A 19,839-nucleotide genomic window follows, 5' to 3' on the forward strand; every position below is an offset into this window, starting at 1 on the left:
CTCGAGACCCAGGCTGGCCGCTGCAATTTTTAGGAACACCCTGCCGTGAGGTGGGCGGTCATCTAATGCGACGTCCGAAACGACGACCTCACTCCACCGGAACATGCACGCGACAAGCGCGTGGTTGGCCGGTAGCCGGTTCCGACCTCAATTCTCCCGCATGGCCCTGCGAAATGTTCGTGCCAGCGGCTCGCCGATATAGGCGAGCATCGTTCGGCTGCCGGTGCGGATCATCACTTCGCTGGTCATCCCGGGGAGCAGCTTGCGGCCGGCAAGCTTGCCGAGCTCTTGCTCATCGACCACGATGATAGCCGTGAAATAGCCGGCGCCGGTTCTGTCATCGGTCAGGCGATCGGCCGATACGAGCTCAACGCGACCCTCCAGCGGCGGCATATCATAACGTGCAAAGGCCGATATCCGGACGTGTGCGGACTGCCCGATGGCGATCGTGTCGACGTCTTCCGGACGGACCATCGCCTCGACCACCAGCTTCTGGCCGACGGGCACGATCGACATCAGCGGCTCGCCGGGGCGCACGACACCACCGGCCGTGTGGACCTGCAATCCCATGACAACGCCGTCGACGGGAGCTCTGATGTCGGCGCGCGCAAGCACGTCCTCGGCCGCGCGCAACTGCTGCTGGAGATCGAAAAGTTCGGCTTCGACCTTGCTGAGCTCGGCCACCGCCTCGTTCAGGCGGGTCGTGGACAGGTTCATGATCTGCTGCTCGATCTCCGCCATCGACTCCCGAATGCGGGCGATTGCGGCAATGTTCGTGGCACGTTCACCTTTGAGTTCCCCCTGGCGCCGGCGCAGCTGAAGGTGCCGCTCGCGTGTGGCGAGGCCCTTTTTTGACAGTTTTTCCAGATCAGCGGCTTCTGCTTCAATCGACACCATCACTTGATCTTGGGCAGCGACCATGTCTTCGAGCCCTTTGATCTCATTTTCGCTTTGCAGGATGCGCTGATGCAGAATGCCAGTTTCGTTGCTGAGAGCCAGGCGCCGCGCCCGGAAAACTTCGTTCTGCACGGCGACTGCTTCGGCGGCCGGGGACGACGACGACGTCAGAAGCTCTTGTTCGAAGGCAATCTCGTCTTTTCCGTCCCGCTCGGCCCGCAGGCGGGCGGCCGACGCCTTGCGAGATATGACACGGTTCCTGAGGAGCTCCAAATGCGCGGCTGCCTGCGTGTCATCCAGCTTGATCAGAACCTGGCCACTTTTGACGTGTTCGCCATCGGCGACCTTGAGCTGCGAAACGATGCCGCCTTCGAGATGCTGGATCACCTTGCGTTCGCCCTCGACCTTGACGACACCCTGGGTGACTGCCGCGCTGTCGAGCGGCGCCAGAGCGGCCCAGCCGCCGAAGATGCCAAAAAAAGCGAGGATCACCACAAGCCCGGTTGCCACAGCGGGTCTTAATCGCGGCAGAAGCCGGGTGTCGTCGGTGGCTGTGTATGTTGTAGGTTCGCCACCAAGAGGGATTAGCAGCTTGGCAATCATGCGCTCACGACTCCCAATCGAGGGGCTGTGGTTGCGGCTCGCGCTCGCTCTTCCATCGCACGGAACACATCGTTGCGCGGACCGAAGAGATCGATCTGACCGCGCTGAAGCACAAGAACCTTGTCGACGCTCTCCATCATGTTTGAGCGATGGGTGATCAGAACTATCGTCCTTCCGGCAGCCTTGAGCTTTTGAAGCGCATCGCTCAGCGCCTGCTCACCGTCTCCGTCAAGGTTGGAGTTGGGCTCGTCCAGGAGCAAGAACGCAGGATCCCGGTAGAGTGCGCGGGCAAGCGCGATCCGCTGACGCTGGCCGCCCGAGAGCACCGCGCCCGCCTCGCCAATCTCAGTGTGGTAGCCTTTCGGTAGCCCTTTGATGAGCTCGTGTACCCCGGCCTCGCACGCAGCGCGCACGACATTGCGGAAGGATTGCTCGTTGAGTTCCTGAAATCGAGCGATGTTCTCGGCGACGGTCCCGGAGAAGAGTTCGATGTCCTGTGGCAAGTAGCCGACATGCTGGCCGCGATCCGCGGCTGCCCATTGCGCGACATCCATGCCACCAAGGAGCACCCGGCCGTGGCCGGCCGTGGAAGCGCCCACGATGAGCCTTGCCAGGCTCGTCTTGCCCGCCGCAGACGGACCAATGACCGCGAGCACTTCGCCGGGTTCGAGCTGGAAGCTCACGCCCTTCAGGATCGGCTCGCCGCCGCCTTCGCGCGCAACGATGACATTCTCGACGACAAGCCGCCCCTCGGGACGCGGCAATGGCAGAATGGGGACCTCGTCGCGCCGAGCGCCGGCCACGACGGATAGCCGGTAATAGGCAGATCGCGCGCTCAAGATCGCCTTCCACGTACCGATCGCCTGCTCGACGGGTGCAAGCGCCCGCCCCATCAGGATGGAGGCAGCCACCATCGCGCCGGGAGAGCCCTCGGCATGCACGACAAGATAGGCTCCGAGCCCGAGAATGCCGATCTGCAGGCCGAGCCGGAGAAAGCGCGCCGCCGCGGCAAGGGCCGCCGAACGAAGGCTTGCGGTCGCCTGCCCCTCCGCCGCAGCCTTCTGCACCGGCTTCCAGCTGGACATCATCGCCTGCAGCATGCCCATGGCCTGTATGGCCTCGGCGTTTCGGATCGCCGCTTCCGCTTGTGCATAGGCTTTGCTTTGAGCGCCGCTCGCCTGGGCAACCGGCTGTCGCGTGACAAGCTCCGTGAGCACCGCCAGAAGGAAAAGCGCAAGACCGCCTCCCAATGCCAGCCAGCCGAGCCAGGGGTGCAGCAGGAAGATTGCCGCAAAGAAGATCGGCGCCCAGGGCGCGTCAAGGATCGGGAAAATTGCCGAGCCGGTGACGAAGTTCCCGAACTGCTCGAGGTCGCGCAGCGTGCGAGCGCCGCCATTGCCGCGCTTCCCCGCCGCCTGTTCGATCGACGCAGCAAGCAGCACAGGCGAAAGGCGACCGTTCAGCCAGATCCCGGTGGCGATAAGCAGTTGCGATCGCACGGTTTCCAATATTGCCAGGGCCAGGAGCGCCACGACGGCCATCACGGTGAGCGCCGTCAGCGTTTCGAGGCTGTGGCTCGAAAGCACCCGATTATAGACCTGCAGCATGTAGAGCGCCGCCGTCAGCATCAGGATGTTGATTGCCGCGCTGAAGGCTACGAGTGGCCAGGCGGCACGCCGAAGTTCGGCCATCACCGCCTGGAGGGAGGACTGGTTGGGTGCAAGGCGCATTTTTCGCTCGTCCTCACGCTAGACGAACTGAAAATCACCGGCATTCAAGGTGCCGAGATTGCCAAGCAGCGTGACATTATCGAGTTCCGCGACAAGCACCGCGCCGCCTGCCACCGCCGGATTGGGGTCGTAGTAGACCGCGGCATGACCAAGATCCGTATTGTGGAAGACGAAGAACGCACCCGTGGTGATGTTGCCGTAGCCATTGATCGTTCCCTGAACGGAAGCATTGGTGACGCTCCCATCCGTTTTCACGGCGACTTCCGTGCCGGCAAAATTGATCGCTGCGTTGTTGCCCGCCTTGAAGTTCTCCACGGTCGGGTTGTTGTTGCCGGCGGAGAATTCGCCTGCTCCGGTCCCCACGTCGAAGCGCAAGGTATCGACGGTCGTCGAATTTATGCCTGACTCGAAATCGGTAACGTGGTTCGCCGTGCTCCCAAAGTTGCGGAAGACGAAGGTGTCATCGCCAATCCCGCCGGTGAGAATGTTGTTGCCGGCCCCGGCATCAAGGGTGTCATCCCCGTTACCGCCGACGAATACGTCGTTTCCCTGCGTTCCGCTAAGCGTCCGGTTCGCGGTGAGGGTGTCCTCGTGATTCTTTCCGTCAATGTACGAGTAGTTGTAGCTCAAGGAGCCCAGGTTGATATCATTATCATTGCCGGTCGACGCCATGGAGGGCGTCTGAACGGTGAACTGGGCGGTCGACGTGTGCCCCTGCCCATCGCTGACCGTGTACGCCAGGGTGGCCGCTTGGTTGATATTGCCCGTGCTCACGTTGAACCCGGTGATCACCCCGCCCGCCGTCACCGACATGATGGTCCAACCGCTCGGCAGCGAGCCGATGCCCGCCCCAGAAATCGAAAGGGCGTCTCCGTCAGCATCCGTGTCATTGTTGAGCAGCCATGCCGCCGAGAGGAATACGGACGTTCCGGTGGATATGACGATAACATCATTACTTGCCACCGGCGCCGCATTGGGCGGCGGATTGACCGTCAGCCCCACCGTGTCGGTATCGCTCAGGAAACCATCGGACGTTGTGACGGTCAAAGTGTCGGTGCCGCCGTAGTTCGTGTCGCTGACGTAGCTCAGGGCAGCCAGCGCGGCATTGACCTGCGTGAGCGTCCCGCTGATGGTCACCGTAGCCGTGGCATTGTTGCTCACGGTCACACCGCCACCGGTTCCAACCGTCAGCTTGCCATGGCCGACCGATACGGTCGTCGACACGTTGGCGCTGTCGACATCCGTCACGGCGACACCGTTGATCGCGCTCGCCGTGTTCGAGTTGACGGTCTGCGCGCCTGGCACGGTATTGGTAGGCGCGTCGTTGACCGGGGTGATGTCGAGGCTCGCCGTGCCCGCCACGCTACCGCCGTGCCCGTCGGTGATCGTGTAGCTGAACGAGACCCCGGTGTCGTCGTTGGCGGCAGGCGTATAGGTCCAGCTGCCATTGGCGTTGGCGACCAGCGAACCATTGCCCGTCGCGATTTCCAGGTTCGTGGCCGTCAGACTGTCGCCGTCAATGTCAGACGCATTGGCTCTCAGCTCTGCCTGGGTGATGATGCGGCTGACGCTGTCCTCGGCAATCGGTGTTAGCGTCACCGCAGAGGTCGTCGGCGCATCGTTCGTGCCGGTGACGGTCCAGGTGACCGAGGCCGGCGTCGTGGCGATGCCGTCCGACACCGCATAGTTCACCGTCACCGTCGTCGGCTGGCCGGCGGCCAGGTGATCGTAGGCGGCATGCTTCGGATCGAGCGCAAAGGCATGGGTGGCGGCGTCATAGCTGACGCCGGCCGGCAGCTGGGCCGGCACATCGACGACCTGCAGCGCCGTGCCGTCATCGACGTCGGTGGCGTTGGCGAGCGCGTCGAGCGTCACGGGCGTTCCGCCCTCGGTGGCGCCATCGCTGACCGCCCCCGACACGGCAGGCGCATCATTGGTGCCGGTGACGGTCCAGGTGACCGAGGCCGGCGTCGTGGCGATGCCGTCCGACACCGCATAGTTCACCGTCACCGTCGTCGGCTGGCCGGCGGCCAGGTGATCGTAGGCGGCATGCTTCGGATCGAGCGCAAAGGCATGGGTGGCGGCGTCATAGCTGACGCCGGCCGGCAGCTGGGCCGGCACATCGACGACCTGCAGCGCCGTGCCGTCATCGACGTCGGTGGCGTTGGCGAGCGCGTCGAGCGTCACGGGCGTTCCGCCCTCGGTGGCGCCATCGCTGACCGCCCCCGACACGGCAGGCGCATCATTGGTGCCGGTGACGGTCCAGGTGACCGAGGCCGGCGTCGTGGCGATGCCGTCCGACACCGCATAGTTCACCGTCACCGTCGTCGGCTGGCCGGCGGCCAGGTGATCGTAGGCGGCATGCTTCGGATCGAGCGCAAAGGCATGGGTGGCGGCGTCATAGCTGACGCCGGCCGGCAGCTGGGCCGGCACATCGACGACCTGCAGCGCCGTGCCGTCATCGACGTCGGTGGCGTTGGCGAGCGCGTCGAGCGTCACGGGCGTTCCGCCCTCGGTGGCGCCATCGCTGACCGCCCCCGACACGGCAGGCGCATCATTGGTGCCGGTGACGGTCCAGGTGACCGAGGCCGGCGTCGTGGCGATGCCGTCCGACACCGCATAGTTCACCGTCACCGTCGTCGGCTGGCCGGCGGCCAGGTGATCGTAGGCGGCATGCTTCGGATCGAGCGCAAAGGCATGGGTGGCGGCGTCATAGCTGACGCCGGCCGGCAGCTGGGCCGGCACATCGACGACCTGCAGCGCCGTGCCGTCATCGACGTCGGTGGCGTTGGCGAGCGCGTCGAGCGTCACGGGCGTTCCGCCCTCGGTGGCGCCATCGCTGACCGCCCCCGACACGGCAGGCGCATCATTGGTGCCGGTGACGGTCCAGGTGACCGAGGCCGGCGTCGTGGCGATGCCGTCCGACACCGCATAGTTCACCGTCACCGTCGTCGGCTGGCCGGCGGCCAGGTGATCGTAGGCGGCATGCTTCGGATCGAGCGCAAAGGCATGGGTGGCGGCGTCATAGCTGACGCCGGCCGGCAGCTGGGCCGGCACATCGACGACCTGCAGCGCCGTGCCGTCATCGACGTCGGTGGCGTTGGCGAGCGCGTCGAGCGTCACGGGCGTTCCGCCCTCGGTGGCGCCATCGCTGACCGCCCCCGACACGGCAGGCGCATCATTGGTGCCGGTGACGGTCCAGGTGACCGAGGCCGGCGTCGTGGCGATGCCGTCCGACACCGCATAGTTCACCGTCACCGTCGTCGGCTGGCCGGCGGCCAGGTGATCGTAGGCGGCATGCTTCGGATCGAGCGCAAAGGCATGGGTGGCGGCGTCATAGCTGACGCCGGCCGGCAGCTGGGCCGGCACATCGACGACCTGCAGCGCCGTGCCGTCATCGACGTCGGTGGCGTTGGCGAGCGCGTCGAGCGTCACGGGCGTTCCGCCCTCGGTGGCGCCATCGCTGACCGCCCCCGACACGGCAGGCGCATCATTGGTGCCGGTGACGGTCCAGGTGACCGAGGCCGGCGTCGTGGCGATGCCGTCCGACACCGCATAGTTCACCGTCACCGTCGTCGGCTGGCCGGCGGCCAGGTGATCGTAGGCGGCATGCTTCGGATCGAGCGCAAAGGCATGGGTGGCGGCGTCATAGCTGACGCCGGCCGGCAGCTGGGCCGGCACATCGACGACCTGCAGCGCCGTGCCGTCATCGACGTCGGTGGCGTTGGCGAGCGCGTCGAGCGTCACGGGCGTTCCGCCCTCGGTGGCGCCATCGCTGACCGCCCCCGACACGGCAGGCGCATCATTGGTACCGGTGATGGTCACCACGATGTCTTGGCTGGCGGTCCCGTCTGCGGACCATACGGTCAGCGTGTCCGTGACCTGCTGCCCGGCGGGAAGCGCCTGGGTCGCCAAGCGGGCATTGTCGAGTGCGTAGGTCCAAGCCCCTGTGGACGCGTCGAAGCTGAAGTTGCCGTATGTACCCTCGAGCGCAGCTTCCAGCGGTGCCTGGAAATGGTTTTGGTTGAAATCGGCATCATAAACGTGCAGCGTACCGGTGGCTGTTGGCGAACCGGGATCGCTGTTGTTCGTGCCTCCCGCTTCGACGACGCTCCCTTCGTACGTGCCGCCGAACGTCGACACGTCGTTCTGGCCCGTGATGTCCAGTGTCACCTTGGCGTAGCTCAGCGTGCCGTTGCCGAGCCGGATCGAATAGTAGAACGAGTCCTGTATGTGTTCGCCGCCTGCCAGGGAGTCGACGCTCCGGGCATTGTCGGGCGAGTTGGAGCCGTCAGCAATTCTATATTCGATCTTTCCGCTGGAGATTCGCATCCAGTTTCCTTCTGCGGTCCTCTCCCAACTGGTTGTGACATTGCTTTGCAACAGCTCGGTCATGAAATTCGAGCCGCCGTCGTCGATCGACCAGAGAGTCTTCGCTTTGCCGCCAAGATCGTTGGCCATCACGTCCAGGGTGATGGTATTGGTACTGGAATTGTAGAGGCCAGATGACTTCAGTTGATCCTCGGTCCACGCATAGGCATCGCCCTGCGCCTGCGGTGCGTTGCTGAAAGATGTAGTGCTTCCACCACCCGTGGTCTGCGTAGCCATGACATTCCCCTCCCGCCATGCGTATCCGATATCGAGGTACTGTGGTTTTATGCGATGCCCGTCCGATGGCGCGCCGTTGCGCCATCGGCGATCTCATCCCGCCGTTGATTGAAATCCTTCATACAGGGCGCAGAGAGCGCCAAAACATCCTGTGTGGAGCGACCAAGTGTGAGCCCGCGACTGCCTGCTCGCGATCGCCCAATCGGTCGAACATTGGAAGAAGAAGCAAGACTGCAATTCTCGGCCAAGCAGAGGCCCTGACCAGTCTGAGCCGGTGTCCTTGCCGTCCACACGCCCTCTCGGGGCGAGAAAAATTCGCGCACGACTACTCCTATCGGGGCAGCCAGGAAAAACAGCCGCTCCCAAACTAACTTCCTGAAAATTATGTTGGTTTCCTCAGCCGCTCTTTGTCCCACCGGGCTTCGGCAACCTATATCCTTAATGAATTAATAACACATTCGGCGGATTAGCAAACAAGATATTTCAATTTGCTAATTTAAAGAGTGTAAACATAGTTAACCTTCGTGCCCGAAAGAATGAGCGAAAACGGCACCGCTAATCCTGCGGCCGCAATACTTGCGGGGAAGAGGTGATGCTGGCGGGCTCAGTCGCGACGCGATGGTCCTTCTGCCCCGGAAGAGAGCCGAAAAGGCTTCGAGATCCAAGAACGCTACCGGCGACAATCGACTAAACCGAAGAGCGGCCTCGATGCGAACCTCTACGTCATTCGCATAAATCCGTACGACGAACGGACGAGCCCCGCCCCCTTGGTACCTGCCGTGTTGACGTTGAACCGCGGGGGCCGTCGCTGTATCATTTTGGTGTTCTTTTTCATCCTGTTAGCCTGCGGAAGGAGGACATTATGCGCCTTCCTGAGATACCTTGGGCGGTCCCGCTATCTGTTCGTTTGCAGTCAGGATCGAACCGCATTTTTGCATCGGTCTACGACGCACTGGACTTTCTAGAACATGAATGGCCGATACGGCACGGACAAGGCTATGAACGCGCCGTCATAACGTGCCGCTGTGCGCTGAATCGCTCTGTTCCAGCAGCGGTTGCTCGTGATGCCTTCATCGGTGCGTGCTTGGAGGCTGGTATGGCGACGTCAGCGGTTGCCAACCACTATCACCATGCCAGCCCGGGATCTCACGGCAACAAGCCATTGAGCTGACAACGCCAAGCGTGGCTGTGGCCTGATTGAACTCCGATCTTCACCGATAACCACTTCCAGAATGTGGTGATGGGGATCCGACCGATCCAGCCAAGAAACGACGAGCGGACTGCGTACCGATTATGTGACTACACCCGACGGCGCCGCTAAGCTTCGACAACATTCGGGTCTTGGTTGACGACATGCGCGCCTGGGATCATTCTTAATTCATCCCGACTGCAATCCCTTGGGCTGGTCCGATGCGCTGACAGCGACAATCGGAGGTGTGCCTGCCAAACGTCGATTTCGACTTGGGAGCATGGTCGGTGGGGCTGGCTCCTATGTATTTTCTTCGTGCGGCCGTTGTGCTCTCGCTCTTTTTTCTAAGCTCGTACGCTTGGGCCGAAAAGCGCGTCGCGCTGGTCATTGGAAACTCGGCCTACCAGCACGCGCCACAGCTTACGAACCCGCAGAATGACGCCAGCGACATGGTGTCGAAATTGACAGGACTGGGATTCGTGGTGGTGACCGGCCACGACCTCGACCTGGCGGGAATGCGTCGGTCGATCCGAGAGTTTGTGGGAAAAGTCGAAGGCGCTGACGTGGCGCTCTTTTTCTATGCCGGTCATGGGCTGCAGGTAAACGGGGCCAACTACATGATCCCGGTCGACGCGCAGCTTCGTTCAAACAACGATCTGGATTTCGAGGCGTTGCCGATCGAGCTCGTGCTCTCCGCCATGGAGCGTAATGCCAAGGTCAACTTGGTGTTCCTCGACGCGTGCCGTGACAATCCACTGGCCGTGACACTGGCACGCTCCCTGGGAACGCGGTCCATGGTCGTCGGGCGGGGGCTAGCGAAACTCGATACCGGCGTGGGCTCTCTGATTGCGTTCGCAACTCAGCCGGGAAACGTTGCCCTTGATGGGGCTGGCAGGAACTCCCCGTTCACGACGGCCTTGCTGAAACACCTCGGCACACCCGCGCAGAGCATAACGGATGATCTGATTGCAGTGCGTCGCACCGTGTTACAGGTCACGGACGGCAAGCAGATTCCTTGGGACAGCTCATCCCTGACAGGCCCCGTTGTTCTAAATCCATCGCCGGTCCTGGCCCCAGCAACGAGGCCGCCGGCGACAGCGGATACCGACAGAACCGTGGAGCTTGCCTACTGGAATTCCATTAAGGATTCGACCGAAAGCAATTTCTTCGAAGCATACCTCCGGGAATACCCCAATGGCGCGTTCGGAACGCTTGCGAAATTGAAGATCGCGGCGATCGGAGCGCGCGAAAAGGAAAGGCAGGCGGCGGAGCAGGAAACGGCCGATTCCAAACGTGCCGTAAACCTTGAAGGCAACGCCGGGCCAACTGACGTTGCTGTTCTTGGACAGGCCAACTCAAGGGCACAGGCGTCAGGTGCGCCGGCGGCCAACATGACGGCCGGTGAACTCGCGTTCGCCGCCCAAAGGGAACTGGCGCGCATCGGATGCCTCAGCCGGGTTGACGGCAAATGGGGTGACAGCAGCCGGAAGGCCCTGCAGGCATATGCCGGGCGCAAGGGACTGAAGCTTACCTCACTCGCACCGACCGAGGAGCTTTTGAATGGGCTGAAAGCGATTGGGAATCGTGTTTGTCCGCTCGTCTGCGGCAACGGATTGGAAGCCCGCGACAACCGCTGCGTGGAGCTCGGCCTGAGTGCCTTCGACGGCACATGGCGGATAATAAGGCATGCAAAGACGGACTGCGGCGACTGGCGCGAACTCTCGTCAACCGTTTTCGTAAGTCACGGCACAGTGTCGTCCAGCTCTGGGTTCTCGGGAAAAATCTCCAGCAACGGAGCCGTCACGATTAGCCACACGTTTGTCCATAAGGGAAGGAAGGGAGGCAACATCCTGACGGGGATGATAAAAGGAGATAAAGGGACGGGCAAGTTCAGGGGGACCGGAGCAGGCAGCGGTTGCTCCGGACTTATTACTATGGGCAAGATGTAGCGTGAAGGTAGTGTCAGGGAGACTTCGATGTGCGTGCGACCTGCCCCGAACTTTCATCCAGCGGCGACATTCTTAAAGCCTGCGGCGCGATCCACTTCAGCGTCATAGGCAGATCCCTGGGCCGTGCGCGTCGAGCCGACTGGATCTTCGCTCGGTTCCTGCGCGATCGTAAGTCCAATGGAGAAAGCGTTTGCCAAGGTAGCAACGGCCCGCAAGCGGTATTCCGCCGCTCCGTCGCTTTAGGTCCCAGCGCAACATGGCCGCTTGAAATCACCCTGCACGGGCCTAGCTACCATTACATTGCCTACCTTGAAGGAGCGCAGCCATGGAACTCACCGTGGTGCCCATCGTCAAGCCGGACGCCGCCAACTTCATTTTCGGCCAGTCGCATTTCATCAAGACTGTGGAAGACCTCCACGAGGCGATGGTGGGCGCGGTTCCTGGCATTCGCTTTGGGCTCGCCTTCTGCGAGGCCTCCGGTAAGCGGTTGGTGCGCTGGTCGGGTAATGACGAACCCATGCTCGCCCTTGCACGAGACAACGCATTGGCAATTGGCGCCGGGCACACCTTCCTAATCTTCCTGGGTGACGGATTCTTTCCCGTCAATGTGCTGGCCGCCGTGCGTGCCGTGCCGGAGGTCTGCCGCATTTACTGCGCGACGGCCAACCCGACACAGGTGATCGTCGCACAAACGGAGTTGGGTCGCGGCGTGCTTGGGGTGGTGGATGGCGCCTCACCGCTGGGTGTCGAAACGGATTCAGACATTGCGTGGCGGAAAGACCTGCTGCGGCAGATCGGCTACAAGCTTTAGTGCCTGGATTAGGCCCATGTCAGCGCGCCGGTGCGGCCCGCGCGCCACCGAAGGCCATCCCAATCCAGGTATGGCCGGTGGCGCGTTGGAACGGACAGGCCGAAATCTCCTGGCCGGCACGGGCAATACCGATGATGACCATTCGAGCCACGCAGGTTAGGGACCCTCGTCGGCTTCGGTTGCGTGAAACACCTGGCTTGCCGATGCCATCGCCGCCTGCACACGACTGAAACCGGCATAGGGCAGCATGTGGAGAATGGCCTCCGTCACTTCCTGTCGTGTGGCTCCGGCGTTCAGCGCCCCTTGGACGTGAACCTTGAGCGGTATTTCGTCTGCTGCGGTTCCACGCGCCGCAAGCGCGGCGACAGCCGCCAGTTCGCGCGATTTGAGGTCGAGACCGGGCCGCGAGAACACATCGCCGTAGGAAAATTCGAGGATGTAGCGGCCGAGATCGGGAGCGATGTGACGGAAGGCTTCAACCACGGCGTGGCCAGAGGCCCGGCTGATGTCGCCCATGGCTGCGACGCCTCTGTCGAAGCGGGCCTCGTCCGTCTCTGCCTGCGTACGCTCCTCGGCCAAGCCCTCACTTGCCTTTGACGGTTCAGCCAGACCGCCCGGCTTCTCCGCTTCTGCGAATGCGGCGAGTGCCGGTTCGACTGCGGTGAGCGCCTTTGGCCAACCGATGTAAACCGGCAGCTGGATCAGCAGTTCCGTGATTTCAGCCCGCGTCCAACCGGTCCGCAAACAGGCCTCCACGTGAAAACGCACCGTGCTATCGAGATTGCCGATCGCAACCACCATGGCGAGGGTTGCAAGTTCCCGGTCCTTGACCGCAAGGCCCGGCCGGTTCCAGATTTCGCCGTGGGCAAACTCGACCGTCAGCCGATCAAGATCGGGAGATGGGCCAGATCCGTCGACCGCGCGGCGGACAAGTGCGCCGGCGTCGTCTTTGCCTGTCTTGAGCAGCTGTTGCACCCCGAGCACCCAGTCATCACCTTCCGGTCGACCGGAGGCGGTGTCGACGGCAACGCCGCGCGCAGCAAATACGTCCCTGGCCAGAAGCATGGCGTCCTGGGCGAAGGGAAAGCCGCCGTAGACCACACTATGAATCAGGGTCTCGACAACCTCACGCGGGTTCCAGCCGGTCTCCAACATGCCGGCGATGTGAAAGCGAAGTGCAGGCCGCGCTGTCCCCAGGACGGTGATGACGGCCACATTGATAAGCTCGCGGGTTTTCTGCGAAAGGCCGGGCCTTGCCATCACGTTGCCATAGGCATCTTCGATCAGAATCCGGGATAGATCCGCGGAAAGCGGATCGAGCGTTCGGCTGAAGTCTGCGCCGCCAACGGCGCTTAGCGCCTCAAGCCCCTTTGCGCGCCGATTCTCGGCTGCGGCATCAACCCCTTGTGCGGAAGCGGGTTCGCCGAGTGCGGCGGTAGCCACCAGGCCTGCAGAAGTCTTGAGCATGGTTCGTCTGTCCTGATCTATCGTGCCGTCGCCGTTCAGCTCGGCATCTTTCCACTTGCTGGTCATTGTCTTCGGATCCTTTTGGTCTCACGACGCTGTGCTTCGGGGCGCGCCTAGTTTGACCACGTTGCCTGGAGTCAGCCGTCAGCCCGGATCGCTTCGGCGATAAGCGGGACGAGATACGGCTCGGTCCATTCTGCGGAGAGTGCGATGGATGTCGTCGTGCCCATCCGATAGAGGCGACCGCCCGAAATCGGCCCCAGCGCCTCTTCGACCTCGCGCACAGCGTTGTCTGACGTGGAGAAGTTCAGAAAGAAGACGTGATCGGCAGGGGAGCGCCGCAACGCGTGGAGGCAGAGAGACGTCACGCCCGAAGCGCCGACATCGACGCCTTCCGGTAGAACAGGCCTGAAGCCCAACTGTTCAAGAACGCGCAGGACCGGGCCACCGACATTGTTCTCCGTGTTGAAAACGTAGAGCGTCGGCCCATGGAGTTCGGCGAGCAGCACGCGTTCACCGGATGCCAGTGCATCGGCGACGCTCGCCTTTGCGGCATTGATTGCGTCGGCGACGGCAACCGCTTCGATTTTCGTCTGCGCGACCGCTGGCGAGACAAGCGCAAGGCTGATCGCCGGAGCCGCCAGGCTCGTGATTGCCAGATGAAGCGATGTGACGAGCGAGACAGTCTTCCGGTGACGGGAAATGGTGGAGGGGCTGGGCAAACATCTTCTCCTTCAGCGGGCTCGAGTTGGTCGAGCGGCGATTGGATCGGTCTGAGGGACCGAAGGAACGCGGCCATTGAAGGTCTAGCGATTGCGATAAATCCAATGAATTAATAATATCGCCGCCATGAAAACAGTTAATATCGCCAGCATCGACCTCAATCTCCTGGTCGTGTTCGACGCCCTGGTGGCGGAAGGACATGCGACCCGTGCCGCCGAACGGATCGGGCTCACGCAGCCGGCCGTCAGTCACGCACTCAATCGACTGCGCGCCCTCTTCGGCGACCCTCTGTTCGTTCGCTCGCCGCGCGGCATGATTGCGACGCCGGTTGCGCTTGAAGCCGCTCCGGCCATCCGCTCGATCCTCGAACAGGTCGAAGTCGTGCTGCGCGGCGGCCAGGCATTTGAACCAAGAGAGAGCGCACGCCAGTTCGCACTCGGCTTGTCCGACTATGCGGCCTACGTGCTCTTGCCTCGACTGACTGCGCGCCTGGAACACGAAGCGCCGAACGTCTCGCTCGTGGTCCGCAACACCAGTCACGGCGTCGGCCTGCCGATGCTGGAAGAAGGATCGGTCGAACTCATCGCCGGCAACTTCCCCGGACCCCCTACGCACCTGCGCGAGGAGCTGCTCTACGAAGAGGATTTCGTCTGCGCCGGCCGGGGCGATCACCCCGCCCTTGCTGGCCCTCTCGACCTCGACCGCTATCTATCGCTTCGCCATCTCCAGGTATCGACGAGGGGCAATCCGTACGGTTACGTCGATGCCGTGCTGGCCGAGCGCGGGCTGAAACGAAAAGTGGTGGTCACCGTCGGGCACTTTCTGATGGCACCATTCCTGGTCGACTCATCGGACCTGGTGGCAACGGAACCCCGCCGGCTGTTCGGGCGGCTGCCAGGAGGGCTGCCGCTTCGGTTCTTCCCGCCGCCCATCGGAATTCCGCCCTTTCGGGTCGTTCAGGCCTGGCATGCGCGCCATGAGGCGGATGCGGGACACCAATGGCTTCGACGCGTGATCCGAGAGATATCGCAAGAGACGGATCAATAGCGTCGCCGAAAGTTGCTCCGATCGATTGGGGCGGCCAACGCCATCCGATCCACTTGCGCCCGACCGCGCCGGCGTCCAATGTCGATGATTTCGAATTGGCCCCGAAGCCAATCGCGCCGCTCGTGCCATCGTGAAAACAGCATGGAACTTCAGAGGGCGCTAATTCCCCAAACGACCACTGCATCAAAGATGCCGAGATGTCTTCGCAGTGCCAAGCCCCAGATCGGTATCACGTCAAACCGTACTTGCGGATTTTATCGTGCAGGGTCGCCTTTGGCGTCAATAATTCCTCGCTGGTGCGGGCGAGGCTATTGCCGTTGCGACTGAGGGCTTCGGCGATCAGCGCGCGCTCGAAAGCTTCGACGGTTTGTGCCAGAGGACGAGAGGTCGCATCCGCCGCTCCGCCGAAAGGCGGAAAGCCGGTCTCGATGCCCAGCACGCAGCGCTCAGCGACATTGCGCAACTCGCGCACATTGCCCGGCCAATGATAGGCAAGCAGCCGCCTTGTCCGCTCGGCATCGGGATCGAGCACGGCCCGCTCGTGACGTGACACCGCCTGCAGGGCAAAATGCTCGAACATCAGGCCGATGTCCTCGCGGCGTTCGCGCAGGGGCGGCAAGGGTAGCGTCGCGACATTCAGCCGATAATAGAGATCGGCACGAAACTCTCCTCGTTCCGCAAGCGCCGCCAGATCCACCTTGGTCGCAGCGACGACGCGGCAGTCGATGGAGATCGGCGTGTTCGATCCAAGGCGCTCGAGCGTTCGCTCCTGCAGCACCCTGAGCAGCTTCACCTGCATGGCCATCGGCATGCTCTCGATCTCGTCGAGAAACAGCGTGCCGCCACTGGCGTGCTCGATCTTGCCGATCCGGCGCTTTGCGGCACCGGTGAAGGCGCCCGGCTCGTGGCCGAAGATTTCGCTGTCGAACAGGTTTTCGGGGACCCCGCCGCAATTGATGGCGACGAAATTGCCGCTCCGTCTCGGGCTGGCATCGTGCAGGCAGCGCGCCACGAGTTCCTTGCCGGTTCCTGTCTCCCCCTGGATCAGTACATCCGCGGCGCTGTTGCCGAGCTCGCCGATGAGGTGACGCACCCTCTCGATAGCGGCAGAGTCTCCGATGATGCGAGCGGCGGTCATTTGCCTGTTCTCGAGCCGCGCGCGCAGTTCGCGCACCTCCAGCGTCAGCCTGCGATTTTCAAGCGCTCGCCGCACGACCTCGACGAAATAGTCGGGCGAGAACGGCTTCTCGATGAAGTCGTGTGCTCCGTCCTTCATCGCTTGAACCGCCAGAGAAATGTCGCCATGCCCGGTCATCAAGACGACCGGCAGGTCGCGGTCCTGCCGCAGAAGATCATGCATGAGCGCCATGCCGTCGTCGCCCGGCAGGCGGATGTCGGTAACGACGATCCCCGCAAAGTCGACAGGAACGAGCCGTCGCGCCTTCTCGGCGCTCTCCACCGCGTCGACATCCATGCCTTCAAGTTCGAGTGTCTGCTGGCATCCAAGGCGGACGTTCGGTTCGTCCTCGACGATCAGGACCTTGAGGTTGTCGCTCATGGCGTTTCTCCGATACCGGGTGCGGGCAGGACGACGGTGAAAACCGCACCGCCCTGAGGGTGGTTCGCCCCGGTCAGCGTTCCACCGAAATGGTGCACGATTTCCGACGAAATCGCCAAGCCGAGCCCCAAGCCCCTGTTGCTTTCCTTCGTCGTGAAGAAGGGTTCGAAGAGGTGCTCGCGCACGTGTTCCGGCAGGCCCGGCCCGTTGTCATGGACCTCGATGACCGCGCGTCCATCTTCGCGCCAGCCGCGAAGGCGTAGAGCAGGCGACGCTGCGTTTTCGATGGCGTCCAGCGCATTGGCAATCAGGTTGACCATGACCTGCTCCAAACGGTTGGCATCGCAGAGCGCCGTAATCTCGCCCGTCGCGATCTCGGTGGACACGTCTACATTCGCGCGGCGCAGGCGCTGTTCGAGCAGGAACAGTGCGTTGCCCACCGAACGTCGGACATCGATCGGACCCGGCGTACCCGAGGATTTGCGGGCGAAGGACTTGAGCTGGTTGGTGAGCGTGCCCAGCCCATCGACGATGCTGCCGATGCGGTCAAGGTTGCTTTCGGCAGTCGCCACATCACCCCGTCGGAGGAACTTGACCGCATTGCCGGAAAGCGTGCGCAGCGCCGCGAGAGGCTGATTTATCTCATGGGCAAGGCCGGCGGAAATCTGGCCGATCGTAGCCAGCTTGGCGGTATGGACGAGTTCGTCCTGCGCGGCCCGCAACGTCCGTGTCCGCTCCTCAACCTTGCGCTCCAGCTCGTCATGGGCGCGCTGCAGCGCTTCGCGAGCCCGCAGTTGGTCGTGCAGATGCCGCCGCCGCTGGTCGAGCAGCACAAGTACAATTCCGACGAAGGCACTGGCGATCGCCGCCAAAGCAGCACGGGTCCAGGCGATCGCCCTGACCTCACCGGCGGGGGAAAGCACCGTCAGCGACCAGCCGGTGTCGCCCATCGGGGCGGTCTGCGCCAGAAAGTTGCCCGACAGCTTGGAACCGCCGCCGACGTCCGCCGATGGCGCAAGCCGCACGAGGGTGGCATTTTCGCTGAAAGCCTCCTCGCGCCGCAGTCCGAGCGAGGGAAGCGGGCGGGCGTTGTATTGCAGGCTGCGCTCCAGACGCCGCCGCTCTTGGTCCGGCAGCGGGCGCAGCGTAGTGAACTTCCAGGAGGGTACGGACGCAAGGATGACGACGCCGTTCTGGTCCGTGACGATGACCGGCACTTCGACGGTCGCCCAGGACTGCTCCAGCTGTTCAAGGCTGACTTTGACCGCAGCCACGCCGACGACCGCGCCTTTCGCGAGCAAAGGCGAAGAGAGATAGTAGCCAGGCTCGCCGCGGGTGGTACCGATGCCGAAAAGCCGGCCGGGCCGCCCCTGCATGGAATCGTTGAAATAGGACCGGTAGGACAGGTCCTCGCCGATGAAGCTGTCCGGGCGGTTCCAATTGCTGGCGGCGACCACGTGCCCCCCGCGGTCGAGCAGGTAGATCGACAGCGTGCCTGCCCGCTGGTTGAGCTGCTCAAGGTAGCGGTTGACGGTGTCGGTGAGCGGCTTACCGTGCGCGATCAGGTCGATCACGTCCCGCTCCAGGCCGAGCGTCGCCGGGAAATAGGCGTATTTGTCGATCTGCCTGTTCAGGCTGGTGGCATAGAGCTCGAGGCGTTGCGTGCCCGTTCTCTGTAACTCCGCCAGGCCGAGGGTCTCGCTGATGCGAAAGCCCGCAAGGCCGACAACCAGCGCCACGGCGGCGAGGCCGGGGAGCAACAAACCGTATTTGCGGACAAAAGAAGCGATCGACATTGGGAACGAATGGGAGCGGATGCACACGCCGCAGCACTATTGTTGATCCGGCTCCCTACCACATCCGATGAGGCCGAGCGAGCTTGCGGTGATCTGCCCGCCTATCAAGAGAAAGCGGGCAGACAGTCATTGGGCGTCGGCCTATTCGGCTGCGACCAGTCTTTCGCGCGTGCGCTGTTCCGCTTCGTCAGGAATGTCGAGCGCGTTTTCCCACTTGGCGACGACGGTCGTGGCAATCGCATTGCCCAGCACGTTGGTGGCGGTGCGCCCCATGTCAAGGAAGTGGTCGATGCCCATGATCAGAAGCACGCCGGCCTCAGGCAGGTTGAACATCGGCAGCACGGCGGCAACGACGACCAGCGCGGAGCGCGGCACGCCGGCTATGCCCTTGCTCGAAACCATGAGGACCAGCAGCATGACGATCTGCTGTTCCATGGTGAGCGGCAGGCCATAAGCCTGGGAGATGAACAACGCAGCGAAGGCCGTATAGATCATCGAGCCGTCGAGGTTGAAGGAGTAGCCGAGCGGCAGGACGAAGCCGATGACGCGCTCCCTCACACCGAAGTCTTCCAGCTTCTCCATGACGCGCGGATAGGCCGCTTCGCTGGAGGCGGTGGAGAAACCGACGAGCATCGGCTGGCGCACTTCCTTCACCAGGCGGAACACGTTCGAGCCCAGCACCAGGAAACCGGCACCGATCAACACGGCCCAGAGCACGACGAGCGTCGTGTAGAAGCTGCCGACGAACTTGCCGTAGACCATCAGGATGCCGAGGCCCTGGACGGTGACGACGTTGGCGACCGCGGCAAAGACACCGAGTGGGGCGAAGCGCATTACATAATCCGTCACCTTCAGCATCACCGGGACGGCACCTTCGATGACCTCGATCAAGGGGCGGGCCTTCGTGTCCTTCAGGCTGCCGAGCGCAAGACCGAAGAACACCGAGAAGACGAGGATCTGGAGGATCTCGTTGTTCGCCATCGCTTCGAAGATGTTGCGCGGGAAGACGTGGGTGATGAAGTCCTTGAGATTGAGCGACGACGTCTTCAGGTCGGCGGTGGCCGAAATGTCGGGCAGCGGCACGCCGACATTAGCGCCGGGTTGGAAAAGGTTGGCGAACACGAGGCCGATCGCCAGCGATGCGAGCGACGCCATCAGGAACCAGCCGAGCGCCTTGCCGCCGATGCGCCCGACGGTGCGGGCGTCGCCCATACCGGCCATGCCGGCGACGAGTGTGGTGAAGATCAGCGGCGCGATGATCATCTTGATCAGCCGCAGGAAAATGTCCGTCACCATCGCGAAATATCCGGCGATGTCCTTTGCTGCAGCCGGGCTGCCCGACAGAACATTGCAGCCATAGCCGACGATGACGCCCAGGATCATCGCGATGACGATCCAGGTCGTCTGCTTGTTTATCTTCATGATAATCTCCTTCCTCCCTCCGCTCGGCTCATCCGGGCG

At 62.8% G+C, this 19,839-nt stretch carries 12 protein-coding genes; 4 read left to right on the plus strand and 8 right to left on the minus strand.

Annotated elements, in window-relative coordinates; translation table 11 throughout:
- Positions 1-147 precede the first annotated feature (147 nt).
- The 3 genes from BHMPCIPO_RS22705 to BHMPCIPO_RS22715 all read right to left on the minus strand — a co-directional run bounded on the left by BHMPCIPO_RS22705 (position 148) and on the right by BHMPCIPO_RS22715 (position 7,838).
- Positions 148-1,407: an HlyD family type I secretion periplasmic adaptor subunit gene (locus tag BHMPCIPO_RS22705; RefSeq protein WP_312033057.1), complete on the minus strand. Its 1,260-nt coding sequence runs from the start codon at positions 1,405-1,407 to the stop codon at positions 148-150.
- Between the two features lie 89 nt (positions 1,408-1,496).
- Positions 1,497-3,230: a type I secretion system permease/ATPase gene (locus BHMPCIPO_RS22710; RefSeq protein WP_173519077.1), complete on the minus strand. Its 1,734-nt coding sequence runs from the start codon at positions 3,228-3,230 to the stop codon at positions 1,497-1,499.
- Between the two features lie 18 nt (positions 3,231-3,248).
- Positions 3,249-7,838, minus strand: coding sequence for a beta strand repeat-containing protein (locus BHMPCIPO_RS22715; protein WP_173519078.1), 4,590 nt, complete (start codon positions 7,836-7,838; stop codon positions 3,249-3,251).
- Between the two features lie 862 nt (positions 7,839-8,700).
- Between BHMPCIPO_RS22715 and BHMPCIPO_RS22720 the strand changes: the two genes are divergently transcribed.
- The 3 genes from BHMPCIPO_RS22720 to BHMPCIPO_RS22730 all read left to right on the plus strand — a co-directional run bounded on the left by BHMPCIPO_RS22720 (position 8,701) and on the right by BHMPCIPO_RS22730 (position 11,787).
- Complete coding sequence (locus BHMPCIPO_RS22720; protein ID WP_173519079.1) at positions 8,701-9,009, plus strand: DUF982 domain-containing protein; 309 nt, start codon at positions 8,701-8,703, stop codon at positions 9,007-9,009.
- A 320-nt stretch (positions 9,010-9,329) separates the two neighbouring features.
- Complete coding sequence (locus tag BHMPCIPO_RS22725) at positions 9,330-10,976, plus strand: caspase family protein (RefSeq protein ID WP_173519080.1); 1,647 nt, start codon at positions 9,330-9,332, stop codon at positions 10,974-10,976.
- Between the two features lie 325 nt (positions 10,977-11,301).
- The gene (locus tag BHMPCIPO_RS22730) at positions 11,302-11,787 is read left to right on the plus strand and encodes an adenosine-specific kinase (protein ID WP_173519081.1); all 486 of its coding nucleotides are present in this window, start codon (positions 11,302-11,304) and stop codon (positions 11,785-11,787) included.
- Positions 11,788-11,943: 156 nt separating this feature from the next.
- Here the strand turns inward: BHMPCIPO_RS22730 and BHMPCIPO_RS22735 are convergent, their stop codons facing one another.
- A complete protein-coding gene (locus BHMPCIPO_RS22735) occupies positions 11,944-13,320 on the minus strand; it encodes a carboxymuconolactone decarboxylase family protein (protein WP_246304508.1) in 1,377 nt (458 codons plus the stop codon).
- 71 nt (positions 13,321-13,391) lie between these two features.
- On the minus strand, positions 13,392-13,976 hold the full coding sequence (locus BHMPCIPO_RS22740; protein ID WP_173519082.1) for a substrate-binding domain-containing protein: 585 nt from the start codon (positions 13,974-13,976) through the stop codon (positions 13,392-13,394).
- 127 nt (positions 13,977-14,103) lie between these two features.
- Between BHMPCIPO_RS22740 and BHMPCIPO_RS22745 the strand changes: the two genes are divergently transcribed.
- On the plus strand, positions 14,104-15,024 hold the full coding sequence (locus tag BHMPCIPO_RS22745; protein ID WP_173519083.1) for a LysR family transcriptional regulator: 921 nt from the start codon (positions 14,104-14,106) through the stop codon (positions 15,022-15,024).
- Positions 15,025-15,253: 229 nt separating this feature from the next.
- Here BHMPCIPO_RS22745 and BHMPCIPO_RS22750 read toward each other — a convergent pair whose 3' ends face one another.
- From BHMPCIPO_RS22750 to BHMPCIPO_RS22760, 3 genes are all read right to left on the minus strand, one after another.
- Entirely contained in the window at positions 15,254-16,582 is a 1,329-nt protein-coding gene (locus tag BHMPCIPO_RS22750) for a sigma-54-dependent transcriptional regulator (RefSeq protein ID WP_173519084.1), read from the minus strand.
- Positions 16,579-18,378 (minus strand): sensor histidine kinase, encoded by a 1,800-nt coding sequence (locus BHMPCIPO_RS22755; protein ID WP_173519085.1) that lies wholly within the window; start codon positions 18,376-18,378, stop codon positions 16,579-16,581. Before BHMPCIPO_RS22755 ends, BHMPCIPO_RS22750 begins: the two co-directional genes overlap by 4 nt.
- A 141-nt stretch (positions 18,379-18,519) precedes the next feature.
- Positions 18,520-19,800: a dicarboxylate/amino acid:cation symporter gene (locus BHMPCIPO_RS22760; protein WP_173519086.1), complete on the minus strand. Its 1,281-nt coding sequence runs from the start codon at positions 19,798-19,800 to the stop codon at positions 18,520-18,522.
- Positions 19,801-19,839 lie beyond the last annotated feature (39 nt).

Origin of the sequence: Ensifer sesbaniae (assembly GCF_013283665.1) — a bacterium.
Taxonomy (GTDB): Bacteria; Pseudomonadota; Alphaproteobacteria; order Rhizobiales; family Rhizobiaceae; genus Ensifer; species Ensifer sesbaniae.